Raw genomic sequence first — 24278 nt, 5'->3', positions numbered from 1 at the left:
TTCGGCCAATTCGCTTCCGGCGAGGTGACGAGACCCTATGGCCAGCGCCGGTCTTGCGCATATATTGCCGTGGGGCGCAACAACAAAAGCGGAGAAATCGTGGCCTACACTTCGTCGACATTGGCGCCTTTGCGGCACGAGACCTACCGCACCATCTGGTTCGCCAGCCTGTCCTCGAATTTCGGCGGCCTGATCCAGGCGGTGGGTGCCGCCTGGATGATGACGACGATCACCGCCTCGGAGGACATGGTCGCGCTGGTGCAGACCTCGACGGCGCTGCCGATCATGCTGTTTTCGCTGATTTCGGGCGCGCTCGCCGACAATTACGATCGCCGCCGGGTGATGCTGACGGCGCAGTGCATGATGCTGGTGGTCTCGGCGCTGCTGACGATCTCGGCCCTTCTCGGCTGGATCACCCCCTGGCTGCTGCTCTTTTTCACCTTCCTGATCGGCTGCGGCACCGCGCTCAACAATCCTTCCTGGCAGGCCTCGGTCGGCGACATGGTGCCGCGCGCCGATCTGCCGGGCGCCGTCACGCTGAACAGCATGGGCTTCAACATCACCCGCAGCGTCGGCCCGGCGATCGGCGGCGTCATCGTCGCGGCAGCCGGCGCGGCCGCAGCCTTCGCGGTGAACACCGTGAGCTACCTCGCTTTGATCTATGCCCTGCTGCGCTGGCGCCCGAGCACGCCGGTCTCGACCCTGCCGCGCGAGGCGCTCGGCAGCGCCATCTTCGCCGGCCTGCGTTATGTCTCGATGTCGCCCAATCTCGAAAAGGTGCTCCTCCGGGGGCTGCTCTTCGGCATCGGCGCCAGCTCGATCCTGGCGCTGCTGCCGGTCGTGGCCCTCGATCTCGTCGGCGGCGGCCCGCTGACCTATGGTTTCATGCTCGGCGCCTTCGGCATCGGCGCGATCGGCGGCGCGGTGCTGAATGCGCGGCTGCGCCAGATGCTGTCGAGCGAGATGATCATCCGCCTGGCCTTTACAGGCTTTGCGCTCAGCGCCGTCATCGCCGCCTTCAGCCCAAGCGCCGTGCTCACCTCGGCCGGGCTGCTCGTCTCCGGCGCCTGCTGGGTCTCCGCGCTCTCGCTCTTCAACACCATCGTCCAGCTGTCGACGCCGCGCTGGGTGGTCGGGCGTGCGCTGTCGCTCTACCAGACCGTCACCTTCGGCGGCATCGCCGGCGGCAGCTGGCTCTGGGGCGTGGCCGCCGATCGCTACGGTGTCGCCGATGCGCTGCTTATGTCGTCGGCCGTCATGCTGCTCGGCATCGTGACCGGCCTGCGGTTTTCCATGCCGGCCTTCGCCTCGCTCAACCTCGATCCGCTGAACCGCTTCACCGAGCCGGCGCTCAGTCTCGACATTACCCCGCGCAGCGGCCCGATCGTCATCCAGGTCGATTACGAGATCGGAGATGACGACCTTGCCGAATTCATGCAGCTGATGGGAGAACGCCGCCGTATCCGCATCCGCGACGGCGCCCGCAACTGGGCGCTGATGCGCGATCTCGAAAATCCCGGGCTCTGGACGGAAACCTACCACACGCCGACCTGGGTCGAATATATAAGACACAACCAGCGGCGCACGCATGCCGACGCCGAAAACATCGACAGGCTTCGCGCCCTTCACCGCGGCGAAACTCTGCCGCATGTCCACCGCATGATCGAACGCCAGGCCATTCCGCCTGGCGACGACGTCTTCCACAAGGCGCCGATCGATCTGCATCATTGAGAGCAGCCATGTATCAATTCAGGCTCGCCCGTCAGTCCGATCTCGCCGCCATCGTCCGGCTTCTCGCCGATGACGATCTCGGCGCTACCAGGGAGGTCGTCTCCGATCCCGTCGATGCGGCTTATCTCTCGGCCTTTGCCGCGATCGAGGCGGATGCCAATCAGTTGCTGGCCGTCGCAATCGACGCTTCCGATAAGGTCGTCGGCTGCCTGCAGCTGAGTTTTCTTCCCGGCCTGTCGAGAATGGGCATGTGGCGCGGCCAGATCGAAAGCGTGCGTGTCGCAAGCGATATTCGCGGTTCGGGCCTCGGCTCAGCCTTCATCGAATGGGCGATCGGCCAATGCGCCGCGCGCGGCTGCGGCCTCGTGCAGCTGACATCGGACAAGACGCGGGCGGATTCGATCCGCTTCTACGAGCAGCTCGATTTCGTCGCGAGCCATGAAGGGCTGAAGCGCAGTCTCTGAACGGCTACTTCAGCTTGCCCTTCATCGTCGCTTCGGGAAAGCAGGTCGGCGTCATGCCGTTCTTCGCCTGCCACTGGCCGATCGAACGCCGGGTCTTGTAACCAGGCAGGCCGTCGGAGCCGCCGACATCGTAGCCCTGCCGCTCCAGCGCCTTCTGCATGGCGGCGACATCGGAACGCAGCATCTTGCCGACATCGCCCCATCGACCCTGGAAGGCACCGGCATTATAGGCGATCCGGTCGGCGAGATTGCCGATATAGAGCGCGTAGAGATCGGAGTTGTTGTATTCCTTGATGACGTAGAAATTCGGCGTGACGATGAACTCAGGCCCGTCCCGGCCGGCCGGGACCAGCATCATGCCTTGCGCTTTCATCTCGCCCTGGGGAAAGCCTTTGCCGGAGATGCGGTCGATGCCGAGCGAAGCCCAGTGCGACAGCGGCTTTGCGAGGTCGGGACCCTCCTGCGCGCAGGAGACTGCCTCCGGGATCGAGACCTCGAAGCCCCAATCACGATCGCGCTGCCAGCCCTTCTTGACCAGATAGTTGGCGATCGAGGCAAGCGTATCCGGCACCGAGGTCCAGATGTTGCGGTGACCGTCGCCGTCGAAATCGACGGCATATTTCAGATAGCTCGTCGGCATGAACTGCGGCTGGCCGAGCGCCCCGGCCCACGAACCCTTGAACTCGGCGGGCGTCACGTCGCCGCCGTCGAGAATATGCAGCGCCGCCATCAGTTCGGTGCGGAACATCTCCTTGCGCGTCGACATGAAGGCCTTGGTCGCCAGCACCTCGACCGCCGAATTCGGGATCTTCGCCGCGCCGAAGCCGGTCTCCCGGCCCCAGATGGCCAGCACGATCGAGCCCGGCACGCCATAGGTCTTCTCGATCCGCTTCAGCGTCGAGCCATATTGCGCGGCAAAGCCGCGCCCGGTTGCGGCAAGCCTCTTCAGATGGTCCTCGTTGAAATAGGGGGCGGGCGAGGAAAACTCCGCCTGCGTCTGCTTCTGCTCCTTCGGCGGCGGAAAACCGGGCGGCGCGAGATCCGGCAGGTTCCAATTTAGCGCGACGCCAGAGAAGGCGGCCTTGAAAGTCTTCTCTGAAATGCCGTTCGCCTTCGCCTCGGGCCAGAGATCCTTCTGCACCCAGGTCTCGAATTGTGCCTCGACGTCGGCTTTCGAAGGGGCTGCATATGAGGGGAGAGGGAGGAGGGCGGTCATTATCGCCAACGCGAGTATCCGCAGCCGTCGTGGAACACCCCCCTCTGTCCTGCCGGACATCTCCCCCACAAGGGGGGAGATCGGCTGGGGGCACACTCTCGTCCGAACCAAACGCTGCAGATCGCCGCCGCCTGGCACACGGTCAAGATTTCGCGACGCCGGTGAAACTTGCCGATCTCCCCCCTTGTGGGGGTCCGAAGGACGGGTCGAGACCCGCGGCTCGACCCCGGGCCCGGCAGGGCAGAGGGGGGTATCTTTCGGCATACGCAAGCCCTTCATATCACCGTCCGTGCCCGAAGAGCCGCCGCTAGCGTACCCTCGTCGAGATAATCGAGTTCGCCGCCGACCGGCACGCCATGCGCCAGCCGGGTGATCTTCACGTTAAGCCCCTGCAGCTGGTCGGTGATGTAATGCGCTGTCGTCTGCCCCTCGACGGTGGCGTTGACGGCGATGATCAGTTCGCGGATGCCGCCTTCGCCGATCCGGTCGATCAGCCCGCGAATATTGAGATCGTCGGGGCCGATCCCGTCGAGCGGCGACAGCGTGCCGCCGAGCACATGATAGGCGGCGTTCATCGCGCCTGCCCGCTCCAGCGCCCAGAGGTCGGAGACGTCCTCGACGACGATGATGATGGATTGATCGCGCTGCGTGTCGGTGCAGACGGTGCAGGGATCGACCGTATCGACATTGCCGCAGCGCGAGCAGATCTTCACCTTGTCGTAAGCCTCGCCCATCGCATTCGACAGAGGCCCCAGCAGCTGGTCCTTCTTCTTGATCAGATGCAGTGCCGCCCGGCGCGCCGAGCGCGGCCCGAGGCCCGGCACCTTCGCCAGAAGCTGGATGAGTTTTTCGATTTCGGGGCCGGTGACTCGTTTTGCCATACGCCGTTCTTAACTGATATGCAGCGGAAACGGAATCGCGGAAGGATCGGCCGTCCCATGAAAATCCTGGCGCTGTGCATCGGCAATCCGGAAAGGCTGCCGGGCAAGAGCTACAAGACCGGCATCTTCAAACATGCCGTCAACGGCGCGGTGATGATCGATGCCGAAGGGCTGGTCGGCGATGCCATCTGCAACCGCAAACACCATGGCGGCGTCGACCAGGCCGTCTATATCGAGGGATCGCTGACGCTCGACTGGTGGGCGCAGCAACTCGGCCGGCCCTATGAGCCCGGCACCTTCGGCGAAAACATGGTGATCTCAGGCCTCGACAATCGCGACGTTGCCGTTGGCGACCGGTTCCTATCGGGCGATCTCGTCCTCGAAGTCAGCGCCTGCCGTATCCCCTGCGCCACCTTCGCCGCCAGGATGAACGATCCGAAATTCGTCAAGCGTTATATCGATGCTGCCCGCCCCGGCATCTATTGCCGGGTTGTTACGGGTGGCGTGACCGAAGCCGGGACGCCGGTGGAATATCAGCCTTTTTCCGGAGAAAGGGTGACGATGCCGGAGCTAATGGAAACCTTCGGCCGGCGGCTTTCGGAGGTGGACCGGGCGCGATATCTCGCCGCCCCTATTCACTACAAACTGCGAGCGACGTTGGGAGCTCAGCGCTAAGCCTCGCTGAAAAATACTAAAGACCGAATTGCCTGCTCTCAGAACGGCAGCTTGAAGCCGGGCGGGATCGGCAGGCCGGCGGTCAGTGCCTTGGTCTTTTCGGCGGCGAGCGCCTCGGCCTTGTCCTTGGCGTCCTTGTGGGCGGCGACGATCAGGTCCTCGAGGATCTCGACATCGTCTTCCTTGAACAGCGACGGGTCGATCTTCAGGCTCTTCAACTCGCCCTTGCCCGAGATGACGACGGTGACGAGGCCGCCGCCGGCCTTGCCCTCGGCCGCGAGCTCGGCGATCTCCGCCTGCATCTGCTCCATCTTGGCCTGCATTTCCTTGACTTTGCCCATCATGCCCATGATGTCGCGCATCGTCTCGCTCCTTCTTGAAATCAGAATTCTATGTCGTCGCCGGGCAGGATATCACCGTCTTCCGATTCGGCGGCGGCAGGCGGTGTCGCCTCTTCCGCTTCTTCCTCCGGCGTCGGCGCCCTTACGCGCACGTCGATGATCTTGGCGCCCGGAAACTGCGCCAGGATCGCCGCGACATCGGGGTCCTGGCGGGCATCGCTGACGCGCTGTTGTTGCGCCCTGGCCTCCGCTTCCACCATCGTCGGTCCGCCCTCTTCGCGGCTGGTGCTGACGATCCAGTGGATGCCCGTCCATTCCTTGAGCTTGACGGCAAGCTCGTTCAGCAGCGTGCCCGGTGCGCCCTCGGTGAGGTTCACATCCAGCCGGCCGGGTTCGATGCGGACGGGCCGCACGAAGTTGCGCACCAGTGCCTTCAGCTTGACGTCCCGCTTCTCGGCGGCGAGGTCGACGATATCGCTGACCGAATTGACCAGGACGAGCGGCTTCGGTGTCTCGACCGATTTCGTCTCGATCCGCCCGACAGGCATCGTCTCCGGCTGGCTGCTCGGCACGGCGCGCAGCATCGCCACCGGCGCGGACGCTTGCGGCTTGCCGGGTGCGATTTCCGGCGCACGTGCCGCGACACTGCTTTGATAGGGAACGCGCGTGCCGCTGCCGCCGCCATTGCCTGATGGCGGGGAGGCGGGCCGCGGGCCGGCATTGTCACCGGAAAATTCGGCAAGCCGCCGCGCCGCATCCTCCGGTGCCGGCAGATGCGCGGCATGGGCGAGTCGGATCAGCACCATTTCGGCCGCACCCGCCGTCCGCGACGAGCCTTCCGTTTCCGGAATGCCCTTCAGCAGCATCTGCCAGATGCGCGACAGCGTCGTGACCGCGACGCCCTTGGCGAATTCCGCCGCCTTGGTGCGCTCGACTTCGCTGAGCGACGGGTCGTTCGCCGCATCCGGCACATATTTCAGCCGCGTCACCAGATGGGTGAAATCGGCAAGATCGGTCAGCACCACCACAGGATTGGCGCCGGCCTCGTACTGGCTCTGGAATTCGCCGAGGGCTGCGGCGACGTCGCCCTTGACGACATGCTGGAAGAGATCGACGATCCGGGCGCGGTCGGCAAGGCCGAGCATCCCGCGCACGGCTTCCGCCTGGACGGCGCCGGCACCATGGGCGATTGCCTGGTCGAGCAGCGATAGGCCGTCGCGCGCCGAGCCTTCGGCGGCACGTGCGATCATCGCCAGCGCATCCGGTTCCGCCTCGATGCCTTCCTTGGCGGCGATCGTCGAAAACAGTCCGACGAGATCCGACGCGCTGATGCGGCGCAGGTCGAAACGCTGGCAGCGCGACAGCACGGTGATCGGCACCTTGCGGATTTCGGTGGTGGCGAAGATGAACTTCACATGCTCCGGCGGCTCTTCCAGCGTCTTCAACAACCCGTTGAAGGCCTGCGTCGACAGCATGTGCACTTCGTCGATGATATAGACCTTGTAGCGCGCCGAAACCGGCCGGTAGCGCACCTGCTCGATGATCTCTCTTATATCGTCGATACCGGTATGGGAGGCGGCATCCATCTCGATCACGTCGACATGCCGGCCTTCCATGATGGCCTGGCAATGTTCGCCGGGAATGCGAAGGTCGATCGTCGGCTTGTCGATATCCGGCGTCTTGTAGTTCAGCGCCCGCGCCAGGATCCGCGCCGTCGTCGTCTTGCCGACGCCGCGCACGCCGGTCAGCATATAGGCCTGCGCGATGCGGCCTGTCTCGAAGGCGTTGGTGAGCGTGCGGACCATCGGCTCCTGGCCGACCATCAGGTCCGTGAAATCCTTGGGGCGGTATTTGCGAGCCAGCACCCGGTATCCGGTGCCCGTCGAGGCGGCATCTTTTGATTGTCGCTCGGTGTCGCTCATCGCCCTGCTTGTCGCCCGGATCGTCGGGCACTTCGTGGAGAGAAGGTGGGAGGCTGGCACGATGACCCGTGCCGGGCTCGTTAGGGCTGCTTCCTTCCGGACCTGACCCGGTTGGCGAGTGGCTCGTCCACCACCAACCTCCCGGATGCACATATCGGCAATATCGTCATCAAAAGCAAGCCAACATGCGAAAAAACTGCTAGTCGTTGGAAAACATGGGAGGAATGCCCTTTGGACGGTTTCATGCTCGACCCCCGGCTGGACAACGACAGCACCAGCGTCATGATCACCGGCCTCTGTGATCTCAGATTGTCGAGGGATGCCCGCTGGCCCTGGCTCATTCTGGTGCCGCGCCGGGCCGACATCACCGAAATCTTCGAGCTGACGCCGCTCGACCAGGTGCTGCTCGCCTTCGAGACGGACCTCGTCGCCAAAGCGCTCAAAGAGATTACCGGTGCTGCAAAAATCAATGTCGGGGCTCTTGGCAATATCGTCCGCCAGCTTCATGTTCATGTCATTGCCCGCTTCGAAGGCGACGCCAATTGGCCGGGTCCCGTCTGGGGATTCGGGCGCGCGGAGCCCTACGAAGACGGAAAGAGAGACGAATTCATAGCGAAGCTGCGGGAAGCCCTTTCATCATGAGTCATTCGCTTTTCGATTCGGATGTGCCGCATCCCGAACCCAGCAATCTCACGGCTTTTGCCGCCAATGACCTCAATCGCGATTCCGAGCATCGCGACGAACGCTCCGTCGAAAAGGCGCTGGCAAGGGACGGCACCCATATCTTCGCCTTCGCCAGAGACAGGCTGGTGCTGAAGCATGACGGCCAGGTGCTCGATCCGCTCTTTGCCCGCTACGAGTTGCAGGAATTGCAGCCGGATTGGGACGAGACCGTGCTTCTCGGCTACCGCAAATCGGGCGAGCCGCGGCTTGCCGTCCCCGTCGGCATCGACGTCGACGATCTCGCCAGCCATTACAAGCCTGCCGACGGCCGCACTTTGTTTCGCGAAATGCTGATCGACGAGGTGCTGCTTGGCGAATTCGCCCAGGCCGCAAGCCTCATCCGCTGGAATGGCGACAACCGCTTCTGCGGCCGCTGCGGCTCGGCGATGGAGATCCACATCGGCGGCTACAAGCGGGTCTGCGCCGCCTGCGAGCACATGATTTTCCCCCGTACAGACCCCGTCGTCATCATGCTGACCATCGACGAGAGCCGCGACCTCTGCCTGCTCGGCCGCAGTCCGCATTTTGCCCCCGGCATGTATTCCTGTCTTGCCGGCTTCCTCGAACCCGGCGAGACCATCGAAAACGCCGTGCGCCGCGAAACGCTGGAGGAATCGGGCATCCGCACCGGTCGCATCCGCTACCACGCCTCGCAGCCCTGGCCGATGCCGCATTCGCTGATGATCGGCTGTTACGCCGAGGCCAAATCCACCGAAATCACCCGCGACGAGACGGAGCTGGAAGATTGCCGCTGGTTCACCCGCGAGGAAACGATCGAGATGCTGGAACGCCCGAGCGCGACAGGCAAGGCCTCGCCGCCGAAAGGCGCGATCGCCCACCGCCTGATGCGCGACTGGGTGGAGTGGAAGCGGTAACGCCATGCCGGTGGCGCGCTCGGAACGGCTGCTGACGCTGCTCCAGACGCTTCGGCGTTACCGGCGGCCGGTGACCGGTACTGTGCTTGCCGAGGAGACCGGCGTCAGCCTGCGCACGCTCTATCGCGATATCGCCAGCCTGCAGGCCCAGGGGGCGATGATCGAAGGCGAAGCCGGGATCGGCTACGTGCTGAAGCCCGGCTTCATGCTGCCGCCGATGATGTTTTCCGAAGAGGAGCTGGAGGCGCTGGTTCTCGGCTCGCGCTGGGTCGCCCGCGCCGCCGAGCCGCGCCTGGCCGGCGCCGGCGCCGATGCGCTGGCCAAGATTGCCGCCGTGCTGCCGGCCGATATGCGGGAGATGATCGATTCGGCCGCCCTTTTCGTCGGCCCGAAACGCCGGGACGAGGACAAGGCCGACGTTTCGGCCATCCGCCGGGCGATCCGTCTGGAGCGTATTCTCGAACTGCATTATGGCGACGAGCAGGGCCGGATTTCGCGCCGCAAGGTCTGGCCTTTCGCCCTCGGCTATTTCGAGCATGTCCGCGTCCTCATGGCCTGGTGCGAGTTGCGCCAGGACTTCCGCCATTTCCGCACCGACCGCATCATCGACATGACGCTGCATGAGGTGCGTTATCCGCGCCGCCGCACGGTTCTTCTCAAGGAATGGCGCGAGCAGGACGTGCCGCTCGAAAACTGAAACGCTGCTGCCATAAACTGTCAGCAGCCAGGACTATGATCAGGACCAATCCACCAGGAAGGAGTACTGATCATGGCAACGCCTCCCGCCATCCATTTCGCCAACGACCGTTTGACTAATGAGACCTTCGCCGATGTGATTTCGGCCGAAACTTTTGCCGACGTCCGCCAATCGGCGCGCTCCGGCTTGCTGCGTTTGGTCATGGGCTTTCTCGGGAATCCCAGGGGAAGCCGTTCGAAACTTGATCTTGAATCGACACCGGACTCCTGGAAGCGTGATCTCGGCTTCATGGACGGGCGCGGCCCACGCCGCGAGGATCGTTTTCCGCTCTGAATTACGTCATCACCATTGATCTTCGGCCCGACGGAAACGAGGCGCCGCAGTCGCCGAGCCTCCCACGTCCTGCTGCCATTCAGTGGCAGTAGGGGCGGCCTCGCCCTCACCATTTCACATAAACGGAAGAACCGAAATGACCAGCCCCAATCTGATTATCCTCTACGTCAAGGACCCGGGCGAAAGCGCCGGCTTCTATCGCAACCTCCTGAACCGCGAACCGGCCGTCGAGGCGCCGAATTTCGTTGCCTTTCCGCTCGACGGCGGCTTCACCCTCGGCCTCTGGCGGCGCAGCAAGGTCGAGCCGCAGCCCTCCGCCATCGGCAACCGCGGCGAAGTGGCCTTCATGGTGGCGGGGGAAAATGCCGTCGCCCGGCATTATGACGATTGGCGCGGCCGCGGCCTGCCGATCGCCCAGGAACTGACCGAACTGGATTTCGGCCCGACTTTCGTCGTGCTCGATCCGGACGGGCATCGGCTGCGTGTCTGTGAGCCGGATAAATAATAGCTGAATGACGAGGTCTGCTTAAAGCAGGCCTCGCATCGGATGTCCCTTGTAGACGCCGAGGATGCGCACCTTCTCGGAGAAGAACCGCAATTCCTCCAAAGCCCGGCGCACGTTCGGATCGTTCGGATGGCCTTCGATATCGGCGTAGAATTGCGTCGCCACGAATTTTCCGCCGAGCTGATAGCTTTCCAGCTTCGTCATGTTGATATTGTTGGTGGCGAACCCGCCAAGCGCCTTGTAGAGCGCGGCCGGAATGTTGCGGACGTTGAAGACGAAGGTGGTGACGACCTTTTCCTCAGCCGAAGTCCGTTGCGCCCATTCCTCGTCGCGCGACAGCACGACGAAACGGGTGACGTTGTTTTCCGTATCCTCGACATTTTCGGCGATGATCTCGAGCCCGTAGAGATCGGCGGCAAGGCGTGGCGCGAGCGCTGCCATCGAACGATCGCCGGTTTCCTTCACGAGCTTTGCCGCACCGGCCGTATCGCCGGCGATGACGGGCTTCCAGCCATTGGCGCGAACGATCTTGCGGCACTGGCCAAGCGCGTGGATATGGCTGTGCACCGTGCGGATCTCGTCCTTGGTCACCCCCGGCAGCACCATCAGCTGGAAGCGGATCGGCATGAAATACTCGCCGATGATGTGCAGGCGCGATTCGGGCAGCAGATGGTGGATGTCGGCGACGCGCCCGGCGATCGTATTCTCGATCGGGATCATGCCGATATCGGCGTCGCCATTGTCGACCGCCGTGAACGCGTCCTCGAAAGTCTGGCAGGGCAGCGGCTCCATGGTCGGAAACATGTCGCGGCTGGCCATGTCGGAATTGGCGCCGAATTCGCCCTGGAAGGCGATCCTGTTGGTCTTGATATTCATGATAGTTCCGTCAGTTCGACTTAGAGCATGATGCCGAAAAGTGTGAGCGGTTTTCGGATGACATCATGCTCTAACTCTTTAATTGAGAACAGGATTCAGATTTTAGGCCAACCGAGCCTAAAATCATCCTGTTCTGGCGGAGAGGATGCGCCGCGCTTTTTCAAGGTCGGCGGGAGTATCGACACCGAGCGGAACCGTGTCAACGATCTCGGCGTCGATGCGCATGCCGGCCTCCAGCGCCCGCAGCTGCTCCAGCGATTCGCGCCTTTCGAGTGTCGAGGGCCCGAGCGAGACGAAGCGTTCCAGGGCTGCGCGCCGATAGGCGTAAAGGCCGATATGGTGGTAGAGCGGACCCTTGCCGTAAGGTGCGGTCGCCCGCGTGAAATAGAGCCCGCGCAGCCGGGTGTCGGAAACCGGCGAACCGACGACCTTGACGATGTGCGGCGCGGTTTTATCCGCTTCATTGTCGATTTCGGTCGTCAGCGTGCCGATATCGACCGCCTCGTTCTCGAGAGGGCGCAAGGCCGCGCGCACGGTTTCCGGATCGATCGTCGGCAGATCGCCCTGGACGTTGACGATGAATTTCGCCTTGCCGGCAGGATCGACTTTCTGCAGCGCCTCGAAGATCCGGTCGGAACCCGATTGATGATCGCTGCTGGTCATGACGACTTCGAAGCCGGCGGCAGAAACTGCATCGAACACCCTGCTGTCGTCGACGGCGACGACGACGCGGCCGATGGCTGCTTCCTTGGCGCGCAGCGCCACCTGAACGATCATCGGCAGCCCGCAAATATCGGCGAGCGGCTTGCCCGGAAGCCGGGTGGAGGCCATCCGCGCCGGGATCAATACGAGCACGCCGTCTAAATTTGAATCACTCATTGGTCGGGCCTTCTATTCCGGGCTGAAAAGTGTCAAAAAGTCTCACGCACAAGACCATTTAGACAGTTGCAACGATCAGCCAAAAGACATAGGTTCCGCGCGATTTCAAGATGGTCCGGTTATGGTCTGCCGGCTGCAAGGGGAGCATTGCAGATGAATTCATACGTCAATACGGCCGTGGGGGCGCTGCTCGGAACGATTTTCGTTCTGATGTCGGTCTCCATCGCGTCCGAAGGAATCTTCCATTCCGAAGCGCCGGAAAAGGAAGGTTTCGCGATCGTTGCCGAAGAGGCGCCCGCCGCTGGTGGCGAAGCTGCGCCTGCCGCTGCTGCCGTTCCGATCGCGCAATTGCTCGCTTCTGCCGATGCCAAGGCCGGTGAAACGGTCTTCAAGAAGTGTCAGGCCTGTCATGACGGCACCAAAGGGGGACCGAACAAGGTCGGTCCCAACCTCTTTGGTGTCGTAGATCGCCCGATCGCCTCGCATGAAGGCTTTGCCTATTCCGCCCCCATGAAGGATTTCTCCAAGGGCGGCAGCGAGAAGTGGACCTTCGAATTCCTCAACAAGTTCCTGCTGGCGCCGAAGAAGGACGTTCCCGGCACCGCCATGGGCTTTGCCGGTCTGGCGAAGGATCAGGACCGCGCCAACGTCATTCTCTACCTGCACACGCTGGCCGATTCGCCGGTGCCGCTGCCGGACCCGAAGACCGCGACGCAGTAACGCCGACGGAACAATCGTACCTCATAAAGAGCCCGGCCCGCGAAGCCGGGCTTTTGCTGTGCGGAGAGCGTTCAGGCCCCGAGGAAATAGGCCCAGAGCGAGACCGTGATGGCGCCGAGCGCCGTGGTCACGGTGATCGTCGAGGCAGCAATGCTGTGGCCGACGCCGAATCGGTTGGCGATCAGCCAGGCGTTGACGCCTGTGGGCACTGAGGAGGTCAGCACGATCGCCGCCGTCCATTCGGGGCTGAGGCCGAGGAGATGGCTCGCCGCCCACACGCAGCCGGGCAGCAGCAGCAGCTTCAAGCTCGATGTGACGCTGGCGATGCCGAGATTGCCTGAGATGCCGTATTTCTCCAGTGCCATGCCGAGCGAGATCAGCGCCGCCGGACCGGCAATGCCGGCGATCTGCTTGACGACAGTTTCCAGCGTTACCGGCATGGCGAGACCGGAAAGATGCATGGCCATGCCGGCCGCAAGCCCGATGACCAGCGGATTGCGCACGAGATTGACGGCGATCTGGCGAAGCACCAGCACCATGCTGCGATCGCTTTTGCCGGCGATCTTGCGCTCGGCATGCTCCATCAGAACCGTGCCGGCGACCATCATCACCGGCAGATGCACGGCAAGCAGGATCGACAGCGCCACCAGCCCTTCGTCGCCGACGGTGCGCTCGACGAGTGGCAGCCCGATAAAGATATTATTGGCGAAAGCCGAGGAAACGCCGGCCAGCACGCCGATCCGCTCATCGCGGCCGAAGAGGCGTGTGGCGGCGATATGGCCGGTCGCCCAGGTGATGGCAACGCCTGAGAAATAGACGATCCACAGCCGGAAAGGCGAGGCGCCGTGAAAATCCGCCTCGGCGATGGTGCGGAAGAGTAAGAGCGGCACGGCGATCTTGAAGACGAATTCGCTGAGCGCTTCGCCGACATTCGCTGCCATCAAGCCGCTGCGGACGATCACCCAGCCGATGAGGATCAGGATGAAGATGGGAAGAACGTCGAGAATGATGGCTGACATGGGGAGGCTGCTTTGCGCGGGGGAATAGACGACTACGGCGCCGCGCCTCTCGTGAGACGCGTAAGGACGCAGCAGCACTTTGAATTCCTTATGCAGTAGCAGCAAACGGCTTGGATTGAAAAGGCAATCCCCACCGATCCGGCGGCATTCGGGAAACAAAAAAAGCGGGCACAGCCCGCTTTTCCGCTCCGGCCTTGCCGGATATCCGATCGCAAAGCTGCCAGTTCATCCGTGGTCAGCATCGCGCCGGTAAGATCGAGGGGATCATCCCTCGTGCGTCCGGCCGCAACTGAAAGGTGCTCATGCCGGTCTTCTTGCGACTATTTCTAGATTTGGAAAATGACAGGGGCATGACGAATAGGCGGCAGTTTTGCGAAGAAATAGCCGTGCCATCCACCATTTATCCTTCCAAACCGCGGAAATTTCGCTAAGACCGAACCCCGGCTATCACAAATCCGGGACTCCCCATTTCATGACAAGATTCGATGTTCTGACAGTCGGCAACGCAATCGTGGATATTATTGCCCGTTGCAACGACCAGTTCCTCATTGACAACCAGATCACCAAGGCGGCGATGAACCTCATCGATGCCGAGCGCGCCGAACTCTTGTATTCACGCATGGGGCCGGCGCTCGAAGCCTCCGGCGGCAGCGCCGGCAATACGGCGGCCGGCGTTGCGAACCTCGGCGGCAAGGCCGCCTATTTCGGCAATGTCGCCGCCGATCAGCTCGGCGACATCTTCACCCACGACATTCGCGCCCAGGGCGTCCACTACCAGACGAAGCCCAAGGGCACCTTCCCGCCGACGGCGCGTTCGATGATCTTCGTCACCGAGGACGGCGAGCGCTCGATGAACACCTATCTCGGCGCCTGCGTCGAGCTCGGGCCCGAGGACGTCGAGGCCGATGTCGTGGCCGACGCCAAGGTCACTTATTTCGAAGGTTATCTCTGGGATCCGCCGCGCGCCAAGGAAGCGATCCTCGATTGTGCCCGCATCGCCCATGACAACGGCCGGGAAGTGTCGATGACGCTGTCCGACAGCTTCTGCGTCGGCCGTTATCGCGGTGAATTTCTCGATCTGATGCGCTCCGGCAAGATCGATATCGTCTTCGCCAATCGCCAGGAGGCACTGTCGCTTTACGAAACCGACGATTTCGAAGAGGCGCTGAACAGGATCGCCGCCGATTGCAAGATCGCCGCGGTGACGATGAGCGAGGATGGCGCCGTTATCCTGAAGGGCCGCGAGCGTTATTACGTCGATGCGATCAGGATCAGGGAAGTCGTGGACACGACGGGTGCCGGCGATCTCTTCGCTTCCGGCTTCCTCTACGGCTACACGCAGGGACGCTCTCTGGAGGATTGCGGCAAGCTCGGCTGCCTCGCCGCCGGCATCGTCATCCAGCAGATCGGCCCGCGCCCGATGACCTCGCTGTCCGACGCTGCCAGGCAGGCGGGGCTTATTTAAAGGCTTCGCCGGGATAGGCGCCCCAGATTTCCGACTGCGCCACCCAGCCGGAGGCGCCGTCGGTTTCGGCGCGGCACCAGTCGCCGTTGCACTCGCCGATCGTCAGCATCACGCCGGGTTCCAGCTTGGCAACGATCGATGCGGAGGGCTGCGCCTCGCGGCGCAGATTGACGAAGACGCCCTTGGCCTTCGTCTTCATCCACGGGGCGGCGATCGCCGCGCGCTGGCCCGACAGCAGTGATTGGTTGACCCAGCCTTCGGTGCCGTCGGCATCGCGGATGCGCCGCCAGTTGTCGTATTCCTGGATGATCTCCACCGGCAGGCCGGATTTCAGGTACATCCACGAAACGGCATAATCCGTTCCCGGGCCGATGCGCAGGTTGACGCGCTTGGATTTCAGCGTGACGAAACGCGGCAATGGCAGCCCGCTTGGCCCCTTGGCGGCCTGCGCATGGGCCAGTTCGACGGTTCCCATGGATGCGGCCAGAGCGATGGCAAGGGCAAGGCAGGACTTCAGGACTTTGCTGCGCATGGAAGTTTCCGTTTGCTCGAATTCGCAGGCAGGCACGGCCTGCTTGCGGTCCGGGCTCTGACATTCCCACGGCTGCACCGCGAGTTTTGTTTGTCTTCGCGTGCGGGTCTGGTAGAAAATGCCCGGATGGGAAAATTATCACCCCTCTTGGTTAAAGACCTCTGAACAAGGCACCACAGCCAGCCATGACAGCGAAGAAAAAACCGAAGGTCTACATCACCCGCAAGCTGCCCGATGCCGTTGAAACCCGCATGCGCGAGCTCTTCGACGCCGAGCTGAACATCGACGACGCGCCGCGTTCCGTTCCCGAGCTCGTCGCCGCGGTCAGGACCGCCGACGTGCTGGTGCCGACCGTCACCGATCGCATCGACGCGGCGCTGATCGAAGAGGCCGGACCGCAGATGAAGCTGATTGCGAGCTTCTCCAACGGTACCGACCATATCGACGTCGAGGCGGCCGCGCGCAAGGGCATCACCGTCACCAACACGCCGAATGTCCTCACCGAGGATACCGCCGATATGACCATGGCGCTCATTCTCGCGGTTCCGAGAAGGCTCGGCGAAGGCGCGCGCGTGCTGACCGACAAGCCGGGCGAATGGGCCGGCTGGTCTCCGACCTGGATGCTCGGCCGGCGCATTCACGGCAAGCGCATCGGCATCGTCGGCATGGGCCGCATCGGCACGGCGGTCGCCCGCCGCGCCAAGGCGTTCGGCCTGTCGATCCACTACCACAACCGCAAGCGCGTCAATCCGGCCGTCGAGGACGAGCTGGAGGCGACCTATTGGGAAAGCCTCGACCAGATGCTCGCCCGCGTCGACATCGTCTCGGTCAATTGTCCGTCGACGCCGGCGACCTTCCACCTGATCTCGGCGCGCCGGCTGGCGCTGCTGCAGCCGACCGCCTATCTCGTCAACACCGCGCGCGGCGACGTGGTCGATGAAGCTGCGCTGATCAAATCTCTGAGGGAGGGCCGGATCGCCGGCGCCGGACTCGACGTCTTCGAAAACGAGCCCGCCGTCAATCCGAAGCTCGTCAAGCTCGCCAATGAGGGCAAGGTCGTGCTGCTGCCGCATATGAGCTCGGCGACGATCGAAGGCCGCATCGACATGGGCGACAAGGTGATCATCAACATCCGCACCTTTATCGACGGCCACAGGCCGCCGAATCGGGTGCTGCCCGGCCGATGAAGCCGAGCTGGAGTCAGACGGCCTGGATGCGAGGCGCAAGGATCTTGCGCATCTCGACGAAGGTCGTTCTGGCAAAGCCGGGATGCGCCTTTTCGGCGGTTCTCAAAAATCCCCAGGCGGCAAAGACGGCGTGATTGTCGGTAAGCTCGATGCGCGTTTCCAGCCGCAAAGCGGGCAGACCGAGCCTTGCGGCCGTCTGCTCGGCAATCGCCAATAGCCGCTTGCCGAGGCCCTTGCCCTGCAGCCCGGGCAGAACGGCTAGCTTGCCGACATAGAGACAGTCGGCCTCCGGTCGCAGGAACAGGCAGCCGATCAGCTTTTCGCCGTCGATGGCGACATGGCCGATCTCAGCCCTGGCCTTTTCGGCCAGTGACTCCGCCGTCAGCGTGAGCGCCGAGGACGGCGGATCGATCCTGCCGTTCATCGAAGCGAAGGAGGCGAGGATGAGCGCGAGCAGCTCGTCCCAGCGCGTGAAACTCCGATCAAGAGGTATAATCGTCATCCGGCCTGCCTTTGTGTCGTGCGGCGTCTTTTGTAGCGGACTGTGTCGAACCGGGCCTTGAGCGCGTCATAGAGCAGCAGCCGCCCGATCAGCGGTTCGCCGCTGCCGGTGACGAGCTTGATCGCCTCCATCGCCATCATCGTGCCGATGACGCCGGTCAGCGCGCCGATGATTCCGGCCTCGGCGCAGGCCGGAATAAGCCCTGCCGGCGGCGCCTCCGGAAACAGGTCGCGATATCTCGGGTTGGGCGTCCCGTCCTCGGCGCTCTCATAGGGCTTGAGAACCGTCAGCGAGCCATCGAAACGCCCGACGGCGCCGCTGACGAGCGGAATACGTGCTTCCTCGGCCGCATCGGCGGCGGCATAGCGCGTGTCGAAATTGTCGGAGCCGTCGATCAGCAGATCGAAGCCGGACAGTTGCCGGGAGGCGGTCTCCGCGGAAAAGCGTTCCTCGAAGCGGATCAGCCGGACATGCGGATTGAGCCTGGCGATGGCGACGGCGGCACTTTCCGTCTTCAATTCGCCGATCGTGCCGGAATCATGGATCACCTGGCGCTGCAGGTTCGACAGCGACACCCGGTCGTCGTCGACGATACCGAGCGTGCCGATCCCGGCCGCGGCCAGATATTGCAGGATGGGCGCGCCGAGACCGCCTGCACCGATCACCAGCACACGGGCGGCTTTCAGTCTCTGCTGGCCGGCGCCGCCGATCTCGGGAAGCAGGATGTGGCGGTGATAGCGGGCGATTTCATCGGGGCTGAGCGGTTCCATGGCGCCGACATTATCATGGCGCCCGGCGCCGGGAAAAGCCGCCTCGCTCATTCGAACACCCTTCCCTCGGCCACCGTGAAGAACTGCGCCCTATCGCCCAACGCCGAAAACATCGCGCGATCGGTTCCGGTCATGAAGGCCTGGCCGCCGAGCCCGTCGATCAGGTCGAACAGCGCGGCGCGGCGGCCCTCGTCGAGATGGGCGGCGATCTCGTCGAGCAGCAGGATCGGCGCATGGCCGGTGAGATTGCCGACGAGGCGCGCATGCGCAAGCACCATGCCGACAAGCAGCGCTTTCTGCTCGCCGGTGGAGCAGCGTTCCGCCTCCATCGCCTTTTCCTGGTGGTGCACGATGAGATCGGCCCGGTGCGGCCCCTCCAGCGTCCGCCCTGCGCCGGCGTCGCGGTAGCGGCTCTCGGAAAGCATGGCCGCGTAGTCGTCTTCGAGATCGACCGAGGGGCGCGAAAACTGGCCATCCATGAAGCCCGAGAGCTGCAGCGATGCCGAAGGGAAGGGCGAGCTTTCGCGCGTCTCCTCGATCAGCCGGGTCAGCAGGCCGAGCATTTCCTGCCGGGCGAGCGCCATAGCGATGCCGAGGCTGGCCATCTGTTCCTCGATGCCGGCAAGCCAGGAGGGGTCGAAACGGCCCTCATCCAGCAATTTGTTGCGGCTGCGCATGGCGCGCTCGAAATCGCTGGCGCGGCGGCCATGGGCGGGATCGAGCGACAGCACCAGCCGGTCGAGAAAGCGGCGCCGGTCGGAGGAGGCGCCGGTAAAGAGGCCGTCCATCGCCGGTGTCAGCCAGAGAAGCCGCAGATGGTCGGTCAGCTCGTCGGCGGTCTTGGCCGCAGTGCCGTTGATCCGCAGCCTGCGGGCGGTGGCCTCCTCGCCGGTTTCGACGCCGGTGCCGATTTCGACTTCGCCTTCCATGCCGTCGAGCGCGGCAAAGATCGAAAAACCGCCGGCCGCGCCGACGCGGGTAATGTCGCCATAGGCGGCCCGGCGTAAGCCGCGGCCCGGCGACAGCAGCGAGACCGCCTCCATCAGATTGGTCTTGCCGGCGCCGTTGTCTCCCGTCAGCACGGCATGCCGGCCGTCAAGGGCAAGGGCCGCCGCCGCATAATTGCGGAAGTCTGTCAGCTTCAGACGGGAAAGAGAAACCTTGTGCGGCATCGAATGTCCGGAATCGTGAAGCGTGACAGCTAAGCCTAAGCGGCGTTGATGGCAAGGCTCGCAGCTTTGCCGCCGTGATCGCTGGTGCCGCCGGCCGGTCGGGATCAGCTCCAGGCACGATACCGCGGGGGACTGAATTCTCGATAAAAATACAACCTGGAGACGGATGCTCCAATGTTTCAGGGGCGCTGTGGCCGGCGGCCTTTTCCAGTGCCTGCGAGCCCCGCATATCTAGGTTTTGCCACAATTGTCCCGGGTGACTGACGTTACGTAAAGCTCCAAAAAAGCCGGTTGAATTTTGCAACTGTAGGGTTGAGTTATCCTGCAAAAACGATATGGTAAACGAAGTGTTTAGGTATCAGAGAGTGATGAAGTGCCAGATCCGGTTGATATTATCGTTGGTCGCAACGTAAGACAGTTTCGCGCCCTTCGCCGTGTGTCCCAGCTCGAGCTTGGCGAAGCACTCGGACTGACTTTCCAGCAGATCCAGAAATACGAAAAAGGGACGAACCGCGTTTCCGCCAGCAAGCTGCACCAGATCGCGATGTTTCTCGACGTCGACATCGCCGCTCTTTTCGAGGGAACCGGCATATCGCAATTCGGCAGCCGTATCGAACTCAGCCCCGACGCCTACGCGCTTGCACTGACCTACGACAGACTGAACTCGACGGCAGGCAAGGAAGCGGTCAAGACCATCCTGACGATCATGAGTGGCGAAACGGCCGAAAGTGCCGCCTGATCTCGCCGGAGCCGGATAGGCGCCTGTTCAAGCTCCGCAGCATGTTCACGGTCGGCGCTGCCCTTTAGAGCATGTCGCACAAAGTCTGCAGCGGTTTTCCCAGGCAAAGCGCGAAGCGCTTTTGCCGCAACGACATGCGAGAAAATAAAGAGCTGAAGCGCAAGCAGCGAATCTGAAAGATCGCGACGCGTCTTAGTGAATCTCGCATTCGTGCAGCGCCATCAGCAGGTCGTCCTGCGTCTGGTGGCCGGCATGATAAAGATCGATCGCGATACTGGCGATGGAAAGCCCCTGCTGGCTGCGAAGCTTGATGTTGCGCTCGGCGCACCATGTGTAGATGGCGCCGGCGAGAACGTCGACGTCTTCGGACTGGGAGGTAAAGGCTGGCGCCATGGCAGATACCCTTGGTTTGGTTGTTCCCGCGCGTCTCAGGACGCTTTATCACTTTGATTGCCCGCATAATCCTTTCCGGATATCGATTCCGATCTTCGGGGTTATGCGCTGACGGCAGAGACTGAATTCATTTGGAAAACTTGCAAGCGGCATCATTGGGCTGCGTTAATGCAAGTCATGTTCCGCTCCGCCGTCGTGCCGATCCGGGACAGATTCCTCGATGTGAATGGTGGGTGTGCCGAAAGGGGACTGTTGGAACCGAAAAAGCCGGAGACGTTTCCGTCCCCGGCTTTCGAGATGGATCTATCGATCGCGGCTCAGCCTTCGAAGAATTCCTTCATCCGGGCGAAGAAGCCCGTCGATTCGGGATTGTTCTCCTTGGAGGAAAGCTGTTCGAATTCCTGCAGCAGCTCGCGCTGGCGCTTGGTCAGCTTTTGCGGTGTCTCGATCTGGATCTGGATGTAGAGATCGCCTGTCTGTGCCGAACGCAGCACCGGCATGCCCTTGCTCTTCAGGCGGAACTGTTTGCCGGCCTGCGTGCCCTCCGGCACGCTGACGCGCGACTTGGTGCCGTCGAGCGTCGCCACGTCGAAGGTGCCGCCGAGAGCGGCCGTCGTCATCGAGATCGGAACGGCGCAATAGAGATCGGCGCCATCGCGCTGATAGAATTCATGCGGCTTCACCGACAGGAAGATATAGAGGTCGCCTGCCGGTCCGCCGCGGGCGCCGGCTTCGCCCTCGCCCTGCAGGCGGATGCGTGTGCCGTCCTCGATGCCGGCGGGAATGTTGACCGAGAGCGAACGCTCCTCCGTCACCCGGCCCTGGCCGTGGCATTTCGGGCAGGGATCGGGAATGATCTGGCCGCGGCCGTGGCAGGTCGGGCAGGTCCGCTCGATCGAGAAGAAGCCCTGTGCGGCGCGCACGCGCCCGCTTCCCTGGCAGGTGCCGCAATTCTTCGGCTGCGTGCCGGGCTTGGCGCCCGACCCCGAACAGACGTCGCAGGTGATCGAGGTGGGAACGCGGATCTGCGCCGTCTTGCCGGAGAAAGCCTCTTCCAGCGTGATTTCCATATTGTAGCGAAGGTCGGCGCCGCGTTCGCGGCCGCCCGACGAGCGTTGGCGCGCCCGTCCGCCGCCCATCATCTCGCCGAAGATATCCTCGAAGATGTCGGAGAAGCCGCCGCCGGCAAATCCGCCGCCGCCACCGCCGCCCATGCCGCCATGCTCGAAAGCCGCATGGCCGTAGCGATCATAGGCCGCCCGCTTCTGCGGGTCCTTGAGCATCTCGTAGGCTTCGTTGATTTCCTTGAACTTGCGTTCGGCGTCCTTGTCATCCGGGTTTTTATCCGGATGGAATTTCATCGCCAGCTTGCGGAAGGCGCTCTTCAGCTCTTTCTCGTCCGCCGTCTTGGCTACACCCAGAGTTTCGTAAAAGTCCGCTTTTGCCATTAAGGATTAAACCCCGGAAATGGATTTCCGGCTGCCATGGTGAGCAGCCGGATCAGGTGTTGAAGCATAACCACGCCGTCGCGGATTACGCGGACTTTTTGCGGTCGTCGTCCTTGATTTCCTCGTAGTCGGCATCGACGACATTGTCGCCGCCTTCCGCGGAGGCATCGCCGGCTGCGCCGCCTTCGGCCTGCTGCGCTTCATAGATCGCCTGGCCGAGCTTCATCGACACTTCCATCAGCGTCTGGGTCTTGGCCTTGATGTCGTCGGCATCCGGCTCGGTCGCTTCCGAAGCCGTCTTCAGCGCGGCGATCGCATCCGAGATCGCGGTGCGGTCGGCCTCGGAAACCTTGTCGCCGTAATCCTTCAGCGACTTTTCCGTGGAGTGGATCAGGCTTTCGGCCTGGTTCCGGGCTTCGACGGCCTCGCGGCGCTTCTTGTCCTCGGTGGCATGGGCTTCGGCATCCTTCACCATCTTTTCGATGTCGGCGTCGGAAAGACCGCCGGAAGCCTGGATGCGGATCTGCTGTTCCTTGCCGGTGCCCTTGTCCTTGGCCGAAACCTGCACGATGCCGTTGGCGTCGATGTCGAAGGTGACTTCGATCTGCGGCATGCCGCGCGGCGACGGCGGCAGGCCGACGAGGTCGAACTGGCCGAGCAGCTTGTTGTCGGCAGCCATTTCACGCTCGCCCTGCGAAACGCGGATGGTCACGGCCTGCTGGTTGTCTTCGGCGGTCGAGAAGGTCTGGCTCTTCTTCGTCGGGATCGTCGTGTTGCGTTCGATCAGACGGGTGAAGACACCGCCAAGCGTCTCGATGCCGAGCGACAGCGGCGTGACGTCGAGCAGCAGCACGTCCTTGACGTCGCCCTGCAGAACGCCGGCCTGGATGGCGGCGCCGAGTGCGACGACTTCATCCGGGTTGACGCCCTTGTGCGGCTCCTTGCCGAACAGCTGCTTGACGACTTCCTGGACCTTCGGCATGCGGCTCATGCCGCCGACGAGAACCACTTCGTCGATTTCGGCCGCCGTGACGCCGGCATCCTTGAGGGCAGCCTTGCACGGTGCGATCGTGCGCTGAACGAGATCGTCGACCAGGCTTTCGAGCTTGGCGCGGGTCAGCTTCAGCGTCAGGTGCTTCGGGCCGGAGGCATCGGCGGTGATGAACGGCAGGTTGATTTCGGTCTGCTGCGACGAGGAAAGCTCGATCTTGGCCTTTTCGGCAGCTTCCTTGAGGCGCTGCAGGGCCAGCTTGTCGTTCTTCAGATCGATACCGTTGTCCCGCTTGAATTCGCCGACGAGATATTCGACGAGACGCATGTCGAAGTCTTCACCGCCGAGGAACGTATCGCCGTTGGTGGACTTCACTTCGAAGACGCCGTCGCCGATCTCGAGGATCGAAATATCGAAGGTGCCGCCGCCAAGGTCGTAGACGGCAATCGTCTTGCCTTCTTTTTTGTCGAGGCCGTAGGCGAGCGCGGCAGCGGTCGGCTCGTTGATGATGCGCAGAACTTCAAGACCGGCGATGCGGCCGGCATCCTTGGTTGCCTGGCGCTGCGCGTCGTTGAAATAGGCGGGAACGGTGATGACGGCCTTCTCGACCTTTTCGCCGAGATAGGATTCGGCGGTTTCCTTCATTTTCTGAAGGATCATCGCGGAAATCTGCGCGGGCGAGTAGCCCTTGCCATTGGCTTCGACCCAGGCGTCGCCATTGTCGCCCTTGACGATGGTGAAGGGAACGAGGTGCTTGTCCTTCTCGACGGTCGGGTCTTCATAGCGGCGGCCGATCAGGCGCTTGACTGCAAAGAGCGTGTTCGTCGGGTTGGTGACCGCCTGGCGCTTGGCCGGCTGGCCGACGAGGCGTTCGCCATCCTCGGAAAAGGCCACCATGGAAGGGGTCGTGCGCGCACCTTCCGCATTCTCGATGACCTTCGCGTCCTTGCCGTCCATGACTGCGACGCAGGAATTCGTCGTTCCAAGGTCGATACCAATTACTTTTGCCATGTCATTCTCTCCTTGAAGCAAGCTGTCTGAACCCCGAGAAGGCATTCCCTGACAGCCCCTTACGGGATGGGTCTACTTAAGATTACGCAATCGTGATTGCGGTGATGCGGCGTATATAAGGAGCGGTTTTCTGGACTGCAAGGCGGGAAATGGCCCGGAATCCAGCAAAACGAATGTGTTGCATTCAATTTTTACAGCAGCCGCGAACGAG

26 protein-coding genes and 1 other RNA gene are annotated in these 24278 nt (G+C 62.7%); 12 read left to right on the top strand and 15 right to left on the bottom strand.

What is annotated here, in order from left to right; all coding sequences use genetic code 11:
- Positions 1-99: 99 nt before the first annotated feature.
- Together QMO80_RS12375 and QMO80_RS12370 are read left to right on the top strand one after the other, a co-directional pair.
- Positions 100-1731 carry an MFS transporter gene (locus QMO80_RS12375; protein WP_283196873.1) on the top strand — a complete coding sequence of 544 codons (1632 nt, stop codon included), beginning with the start codon at positions 100-102 and terminating at the stop codon, positions 1729-1731.
- Positions 1732-1739: 8 nt separating this feature from the next.
- Positions 1740-2195 (top strand): GNAT family N-acetyltransferase, encoded by a 456-nt coding sequence (locus tag QMO80_RS12370; protein WP_283196872.1) that lies wholly within the window; start codon positions 1740-1742, stop codon positions 2193-2195.
- Positions 2196-2199: 4 nt separating this feature from the next.
- Here QMO80_RS12370 and QMO80_RS12365 read toward each other — a convergent pair whose 3' ends face one another.
- Complete coding sequence (locus tag QMO80_RS12365) at positions 2200-3471, bottom strand: lytic murein transglycosylase (protein WP_283196871.1); 1272 nt, start codon at positions 3469-3471, stop codon at positions 2200-2202.
- A gap of 215 nt (positions 3472-3686) precedes the next feature.
- Complete coding sequence (gene recR, locus QMO80_RS12360) at positions 3687-4292, bottom strand: recombination mediator RecR (protein WP_012559493.1); 606 nt, start codon at positions 4290-4292, stop codon at positions 3687-3689.
- 57 nt (positions 4293-4349) lie between these two features.
- On the opposite strand from recR, the gene QMO80_RS12355 reads away from it, so the two are divergent.
- The gene (locus tag QMO80_RS12355; RefSeq protein ID WP_283196870.1) at positions 4350-4967 is read left to right on the top strand and encodes an MOSC domain-containing protein; all 618 of its coding nucleotides are present in this window, start codon (positions 4350-4352) and stop codon (positions 4965-4967) included.
- A gap of 38 nt (positions 4968-5005) precedes the next feature.
- On the opposite strand, the gene QMO80_RS12350 is transcribed toward QMO80_RS12355, so the two are convergent.
- The 3 genes from QMO80_RS12350 to ffs form a co-directional block, all read right to left on the bottom strand.
- Positions 5006-5329: a YbaB/EbfC family nucleoid-associated protein gene (locus tag QMO80_RS12350; RefSeq protein WP_049731263.1), complete on the bottom strand. Its 324-nt coding sequence runs from the start codon at positions 5327-5329 to the stop codon at positions 5006-5008.
- A 20-nt stretch (positions 5330-5349) separates the two neighbouring features.
- Positions 5350-7230, bottom strand: coding sequence for a DNA polymerase III subunit gamma/tau (locus tag QMO80_RS12345; RefSeq protein ID WP_283196869.1), 1881 nt, complete (start codon positions 7228-7230; stop codon positions 5350-5352).
- Positions 7231-7275: 45 nt separating this feature from the next.
- An RNA gene (ffs, locus tag QMO80_RS12340) (signal recognition particle sRNA small type) lies at positions 7276-7372 on the bottom strand.
- Between the two features lie 89 nt (positions 7373-7461).
- Between ffs and QMO80_RS12335 the strand changes: the two genes are divergently transcribed.
- The 5 genes from QMO80_RS12335 (at position 7462) to QMO80_RS12315 (ending at position 10363) form a co-directional block, all read left to right on the top strand.
- On the top strand, positions 7462-7872 hold the full coding sequence (locus QMO80_RS12335) for an HIT domain-containing protein (protein ID WP_283196868.1): 411 nt from the start codon (positions 7462-7464) through the stop codon (positions 7870-7872).
- The gene (nudC, locus tag QMO80_RS12330; RefSeq protein ID WP_283196867.1) at positions 7869-8828 is read left to right on the top strand and encodes an NAD(+) diphosphatase; all 960 of its coding nucleotides are present in this window, start codon (positions 7869-7871) and stop codon (positions 8826-8828) included. Before QMO80_RS12335 ends, nudC begins: the two co-directional genes overlap by 4 nt.
- A 4-nt stretch (positions 8829-8832) precedes the next feature.
- Complete coding sequence (locus QMO80_RS12325; RefSeq protein ID WP_116271941.1) at positions 8833-9525, top strand: YafY family protein; 693 nt, start codon at positions 8833-8835, stop codon at positions 9523-9525.
- 72 nt (positions 9526-9597) lie between these two features.
- Positions 9598-9858 (top strand): hypothetical protein, encoded by a 261-nt coding sequence (locus QMO80_RS12320; protein ID WP_283196866.1) that lies wholly within the window; start codon positions 9598-9600, stop codon positions 9856-9858.
- Positions 9859-9994: 136 nt separating this feature from the next.
- Positions 9995-10363: a VOC family protein gene (locus tag QMO80_RS12315; protein WP_283196865.1), complete on the top strand. Its 369-nt coding sequence runs from the start codon at positions 9995-9997 to the stop codon at positions 10361-10363.
- A 21-nt stretch (positions 10364-10384) separates the two neighbouring features.
- Here the strand turns inward: QMO80_RS12315 and QMO80_RS12310 are convergent, their stop codons facing one another.
- Together QMO80_RS12310 and QMO80_RS12305 are read right to left on the bottom strand one after the other, a co-directional pair.
- Positions 10385-11239 carry a prephenate dehydratase gene (locus tag QMO80_RS12310; protein WP_283196864.1) on the bottom strand — a complete coding sequence of 285 codons (855 nt, stop codon included), beginning with the start codon at positions 11237-11239 and terminating at the stop codon, positions 10385-10387.
- Between the two features lie 123 nt (positions 11240-11362).
- Positions 11363-12118 (bottom strand): 3-deoxy-manno-octulosonate cytidylyltransferase, encoded by a 756-nt coding sequence (locus tag QMO80_RS12305; protein WP_283196863.1) that lies wholly within the window; start codon positions 12116-12118, stop codon positions 11363-11365.
- A 153-nt stretch (positions 12119-12271) separates the two neighbouring features.
- Between QMO80_RS12305 and QMO80_RS12300 the strand changes: the two genes are divergently transcribed.
- Positions 12272-12838, top strand: a complete 567-nt coding sequence (locus QMO80_RS12300) for a cytochrome c family protein (RefSeq protein ID WP_283196862.1) — start codon at positions 12272-12274, stop codon at positions 12836-12838.
- Positions 12839-12909: 71 nt separating this feature from the next.
- On the opposite strand, the gene QMO80_RS12295 is transcribed toward QMO80_RS12300, so the two are convergent.
- On the bottom strand, positions 12910-13857 hold the full coding sequence (locus QMO80_RS12295; protein ID WP_283196861.1) for an AEC family transporter: 948 nt from the start codon (positions 13855-13857) through the stop codon (positions 12910-12912).
- A 472-nt stretch (positions 13858-14329) separates the two neighbouring features.
- Between QMO80_RS12295 and QMO80_RS12290 the strand changes: the two genes are divergently transcribed.
- Entirely contained in the window at positions 14330-15322 is a 993-nt protein-coding gene (locus QMO80_RS12290; protein ID WP_283196860.1) for an adenosine kinase, read from the top strand.
- Here QMO80_RS12290 and QMO80_RS12285 read toward each other — a convergent pair.
- Positions 15315-15854 (bottom strand): SH3 domain-containing protein, encoded by a 540-nt coding sequence (locus tag QMO80_RS12285; RefSeq protein WP_283196859.1) that lies wholly within the window; start codon positions 15852-15854, stop codon positions 15315-15317. The genes QMO80_RS12290 and QMO80_RS12285 overlap by 8 nt on opposite strands.
- Before the next feature lie 185 nt (positions 15855-16039).
- Here QMO80_RS12285 and QMO80_RS12280 point away from each other — a divergent pair, with 185 nt between their 5' ends.
- Entirely contained in the window at positions 16040-17041 is a 1002-nt protein-coding gene (locus QMO80_RS12280) for a D-glycerate dehydrogenase (protein WP_283196858.1), read from the top strand.
- 13 nt (positions 17042-17054) lie between these two features.
- Here QMO80_RS12280 and QMO80_RS12275 read toward each other — a convergent pair whose 3' ends face one another.
- Genes QMO80_RS12275 through recF form a run of 3 tightly spaced genes read right to left on the bottom strand, consistent with a single transcriptional unit; the run spans position 17055 to position 19485 of the window.
- Positions 17055-17543, bottom strand: coding sequence for a GNAT family N-acetyltransferase (locus tag QMO80_RS12275; RefSeq protein WP_283196857.1), 489 nt, complete (start codon positions 17541-17543; stop codon positions 17055-17057).
- Entirely contained in the window at positions 17540-18364 is an 825-nt protein-coding gene (locus QMO80_RS12270) for a molybdopterin-synthase adenylyltransferase MoeB (RefSeq protein WP_283196856.1), read from the bottom strand. The genes QMO80_RS12275 and QMO80_RS12270 overlap by 4 nt, the downstream gene beginning before the upstream one ends.
- Positions 18361-19485 carry a DNA replication/repair protein RecF gene (gene recF / locus QMO80_RS12265; RefSeq protein ID WP_283196855.1) on the bottom strand — a complete coding sequence of 375 codons (1125 nt, stop codon included), beginning with the start codon at positions 19483-19485 and terminating at the stop codon, positions 18361-18363. The genes QMO80_RS12270 and recF overlap by 4 nt, the downstream gene beginning before the upstream one ends.
- A gap of 373 nt (positions 19486-19858) precedes the next feature.
- Here recF and QMO80_RS12260 point away from each other — a divergent pair, with 373 nt between their 5' ends.
- Positions 19859-20224, top strand: coding sequence for a helix-turn-helix domain-containing protein (locus QMO80_RS12260; protein WP_283196854.1), 366 nt, complete (start codon positions 19859-19861; stop codon positions 20222-20224).
- 192 nt (positions 20225-20416) lie between these two features.
- On the opposite strand, the gene QMO80_RS12255 is transcribed toward QMO80_RS12260, so the two are convergent.
- The 3 genes from QMO80_RS12255 to dnaK form a co-directional block, all read right to left on the bottom strand.
- Positions 20417-20617 carry a hypothetical protein gene (locus QMO80_RS12255; protein ID WP_049731246.1) on the bottom strand — a complete coding sequence of 67 codons (201 nt, stop codon included), beginning with the start codon at positions 20615-20617 and terminating at the stop codon, positions 20417-20419.
- Positions 20618-20934: 317 nt separating this feature from the next.
- Positions 20935-22065, bottom strand: a complete 1131-nt coding sequence (gene dnaJ, locus QMO80_RS12250; protein ID WP_012559503.1) for a molecular chaperone DnaJ — start codon at positions 22063-22065, stop codon at positions 20935-20937.
- A gap of 85 nt (positions 22066-22150) precedes the next feature.
- Entirely contained in the window at positions 22151-24067 is a 1917-nt protein-coding gene (dnaK, locus tag QMO80_RS12245) for a molecular chaperone DnaK (RefSeq protein ID WP_071084160.1), read from the bottom strand.
- Positions 24068-24278 lie beyond the last annotated feature (211 nt).

Source organism: Rhizobium sp. BT03 (assembly GCF_030053155.1).
GTDB lineage: Bacteria > Pseudomonadota > Alphaproteobacteria > Rhizobiales > Rhizobiaceae > Rhizobium.
The sequence above is the reverse complement of the archived record's forward strand: the minus strand, read 5'-3'. Positions and strand labels throughout refer to the sequence as shown.

What these genes read in the sequence shown, in the direction of transcription:
- QMO80_RS12370 (WP_283196872.1), top strand. Translation starts at nt 1,740, where the DNA reads ATGTATCAATTCAGGCTCGCCCGTCAGTCCGATCTCGCCGCCATCGTC.
- QMO80_RS12365 (WP_283196871.1), bottom strand. Translation starts at nt 3,471, where the DNA reads ATGTCCGGCAGGACAGAGGGGGGTGTTCCACGACGGCTGCGGATACTC.
- recR (WP_012559493.1), bottom strand. Translation starts at nt 4,292, where the DNA reads ATGGCAAAACGAGTCACCGGCCCCGAAATCGAAAAACTCATCCAGCTT.
- QMO80_RS12355 (WP_283196870.1), top strand. Translation starts at nt 4,350, where the DNA reads ATGAAAATCCTGGCGCTGTGCATCGGCAATCCGGAAAGGCTGCCGGGC.
- QMO80_RS12350 (WP_049731263.1), bottom strand. Translation starts at nt 5,329, where the DNA reads ATGCGCGACATCATGGGCATGATGGGCAAAGTCAAGGAAATGCAGGCC.
- QMO80_RS12345 (WP_283196869.1), bottom strand. Translation starts at nt 7,230, where the DNA reads ATGAGCGACACCGAGCGACAATCAAAAGATGCCGCCTCGACGGGCACC.
- nudC (WP_283196867.1), top strand. Translation starts at nt 7,869, where the DNA reads ATGAGTCATTCGCTTTTCGATTCGGATGTGCCGCATCCCGAACCCAGC.
- QMO80_RS12325 (WP_116271941.1), top strand. Translation starts at nt 8,833, where the DNA reads ATGCCGGTGGCGCGCTCGGAACGGCTGCTGACGCTGCTCCAGACGCTT.
- QMO80_RS12320 (WP_283196866.1), top strand. Translation starts at nt 9,598, where the DNA reads ATGGCAACGCCTCCCGCCATCCATTTCGCCAACGACCGTTTGACTAAT.
- QMO80_RS12315 (WP_283196865.1), top strand. Translation starts at nt 9,995, where the DNA reads ATGACCAGCCCCAATCTGATTATCCTCTACGTCAAGGACCCGGGCGAA.
- QMO80_RS12310 (WP_283196864.1), bottom strand. Translation starts at nt 11,239, where the DNA reads ATGAATATCAAGACCAACAGGATCGCCTTCCAGGGCGAATTCGGCGCC.
- QMO80_RS12305 (WP_283196863.1), bottom strand. Translation starts at nt 12,118, where the DNA reads ATGAGTGATTCAAATTTAGACGGCGTGCTCGTATTGATCCCGGCGCGG.
- QMO80_RS12300 (WP_283196862.1), top strand. Translation starts at nt 12,272, where the DNA reads ATGAATTCATACGTCAATACGGCCGTGGGGGCGCTGCTCGGAACGATT.
- QMO80_RS12295 (WP_283196861.1), bottom strand. Translation starts at nt 13,857, where the DNA reads ATGTCAGCCATCATTCTCGACGTTCTTCCCATCTTCATCCTGATCCTC.
- QMO80_RS12290 (WP_283196860.1), top strand. Translation starts at nt 14,330, where the DNA reads ATGACAAGATTCGATGTTCTGACAGTCGGCAACGCAATCGTGGATATT.
- QMO80_RS12285 (WP_283196859.1), bottom strand. Translation starts at nt 15,854, where the DNA reads ATGCGCAGCAAAGTCCTGAAGTCCTGCCTTGCCCTTGCCATCGCTCTG.
- QMO80_RS12280 (WP_283196858.1), top strand. Translation starts at nt 16,040, where the DNA reads ATGACAGCGAAGAAAAAACCGAAGGTCTACATCACCCGCAAGCTGCCC.
- QMO80_RS12275 (WP_283196857.1), bottom strand. Translation starts at nt 17,543, where the DNA reads ATGACGATTATACCTCTTGATCGGAGTTTCACGCGCTGGGACGAGCTG.
- QMO80_RS12270 (WP_283196856.1), bottom strand. Translation starts at nt 18,364, where the DNA reads ATGAGCGAGGCGGCTTTTCCCGGCGCCGGGCGCCATGATAATGTCGGC.
- recF (WP_283196855.1), bottom strand. Translation starts at nt 19,485, where the DNA reads ATGCCGCACAAGGTTTCTCTTTCCCGTCTGAAGCTGACAGACTTCCGC.
- QMO80_RS12255 (WP_049731246.1), bottom strand. Translation starts at nt 20,617, where the DNA reads ATGGCGCCAGCCTTTACCTCCCAGTCCGAAGACGTCGACGTTCTCGCC.
- dnaJ (WP_012559503.1), bottom strand. Translation starts at nt 22,065, where the DNA reads ATGGCAAAAGCGGACTTTTACGAAACTCTGGGTGTAGCCAAGACGGCG.
- dnaK (WP_071084160.1), bottom strand. Translation starts at nt 24,067, where the DNA reads ATGGCAAAAGTAATTGGTATCGACCTTGGAACGACGAATTCCTGCGTC.